This is a genomic window from Arthrobacter gandavensis, assembly GCF_039528575.1.
Taxonomy (GTDB): domain Bacteria; phylum Actinomycetota; class Actinomycetes; order Actinomycetales; family Micrococcaceae; genus Arthrobacter_B; species Arthrobacter_B citreus_B.
In genome coordinates, this window is sequence record NZ_BAAALV010000002.1 from 989,546 (window position 1) to 991,437 (window position 1,892).

Annotated in this window: 2 protein-coding genes; both read left to right on the forward strand. The window is 65.7% G+C overall.

Annotated features, from left to right (window positions below):
- Window positions 1–83 precede the first annotated feature (83 nt).
- Complete coding sequence (locus ABFX29_RS07915) at window positions 84–566, forward strand: MarR family winged helix-turn-helix transcriptional regulator (RefSeq protein WP_152226391.1); 483 nt, start codon at window positions 84–86, stop codon at window positions 564–566.
- Window positions 567–595: 29 nt separating this feature from the next.
- The gene (locus ABFX29_RS07920; RefSeq protein ID WP_152226393.1) at window positions 596–1,837 is read left to right on the forward strand and encodes an MFS transporter; all 1,242 of its coding nucleotides are present in this window, start codon (window positions 596–598) and stop codon (window positions 1,835–1,837) included.
- Window positions 1,838–1,892: the final 55 nt, after the last annotated feature.

Below are 1,892 nucleotides of genomic sequence, written 5' to 3' on the forward strand. Positions count from 1 at the left end.
AGCTCCAAACGGGCAGTTTCTGTCATGTCGGGGTGCACAGCCAGGATTGTGCTTAGGGATTCTAATACTTAGAATCTTTAACTATGAGTTTTGATGAGTCCCTCCAGCTGTCGCAGGAACTGCGCCCCATGCTGCCCCGGCTCTACCACCTGAGCCGCCGCCGTATCCCGGGATGGGACCTGACGGCTTCCCAATCCTCGGTCATGAGCACCCTGGTGGACCGCGGCCCGCTCCGAATGGGTGAACTTGCCGCCCTGGAAGGCGTCCAGCTGCCCTCCGCCACTTCCGTGGTCAACGGACTGGTCAAACTCGGCCTGGTGGAACGCCGGGCAGACCCAGCCGACCGGCGCGCCGTCGTTATCGACCTCACCGCCAAGGGCCGCAGCCAGGTGGACGAGCTCGTGGACCGCCGAAACCACTCCTTCGCCCTGCTGCTCGAGCGGCTTCCGGAACAGGACCGCAGGCTCCTGCAGGACGCCATCCCTGCAGTAGTTCGGCTTCTGTCCCTGGGACCGGACACGCCGGAAGCGGACCAGCCCGGCAACCGTCCCTCAGCGGACGACTAAAGACTTCTTACCCGAAAGGCACCACAGACATGAGCAGAGCTGCAGCCGTGCGGGAGGCTCCCGCACATCCACGGCTCGCGGACGCACTGCGCGGACAGCCGAAAACAGTGTGGGTCACGGCCTTTGCCGCTGTGATCGCGTTTATGGGTATTGGCCTGGTGGACCCGATCCTCAACACCATCACCGAGGAACTCGGCGCTTCCCCCACGGAAACCACCCTGCTGTTCGGTTCCTACCTGGGCGTCCAGGTCCTTGCCATGCTGCTGACCGGAGTGATGTCCTACCGCTTCGGTGCCAAGCGCACCCTGGTGACGGGGCTGGTGCTCATTGTGCTCGCCGCGGGGGCGTGCGCGCTGGCGAACAGCATTGAGACGCTCGTGTGGCTGAGGGCCGTCTGGGGACTGGGCAACGCCTTCTTCATCGCCACGGCACTCTCGGTCATCGTTGGTGCCGCAGCCGGCGGGCAGGCCGGAGCCATCCTGCTGTATGAGGCCGCACTGGGCGTGGGCCTCGCCGTCGGGCCGCTCCTGGGCGCCGCGCTGGGCACCATCTCCTGGCGGGGGCCGTTCGCCGGCACCGCTGTGCTCATGGCTGTTGGGGTGATCCTGTGCCTGGCCATGCTGGCCAAGGACAAAGACAAATCCGCGCGGCAGAAGATCCGGCTCGTGGATCCCCTCCTGGCACTGCGGAACCGGAACCTGCTGATGACATCCCTCGGTTCGGCGTTCTACACCGCTGCGTTCTTCTCGATCATTGCCTGGTCGCCGTTTGTGCTGGAAGAAGGAGCCTTCTTCGTTGGCTTTGTCTTCTTCGGCTGGGGCCTGTGCGTGGCGGTTTCATCAGTGGTGCTGGCACCGAAGGTGGCCGGCTGGTTCGGTGAGCGCGGGGGAGCGGTGCTCACGGTGCTCATCTACGCGCTGGTGCTGCTGGGCATGGCTGCCGGAAACAAGACCGTGGTGGTGATCGGGATCGTTGTCTCAGGCATCTTCTCCGGCATCCTGAACACCCTCTTCACCGGCACCGCGATGAGCTCGGGTACGGGACCACGGGCGGTGAACAGCGCCGGCTACAACTTCCTGCGCTGGTTCGGCGGAGCTGTCTCGGCCATCCTTGTGGGCCACATCGCGCAGTGGCTGGGCATGCGCGCACCGTTCTGGGTCGGCGCCATCTGCTGCGCCGTAGCTGCGGGACTGCTGCTCCTGCGCAGCGGTGCCGGCGATCCGGATCCGCACGACGTGCCGGACGCCGCAGCCGCCGTCGGCGCCGACTAGCGCGCCGCCGTCGGGCGTCCCTTCCCCTAAACCGACGAGAGGCCACTTACGGCTC

Bases quoted from the DNA above. Each gene is read 5' to 3' on its own strand.
- ABFX29_RS07915 (WP_152226391.1), top strand. From the start codon at position 84: ATGAGTTTTGATGAGTCCCTCCAGCTGTCGCAGGAACTGCGCCCCATG.
- ABFX29_RS07920 (WP_152226393.1), top strand. From the start codon at position 596: ATGAGCAGAGCTGCAGCCGTGCGGGAGGCTCCCGCACATCCACGGCTC.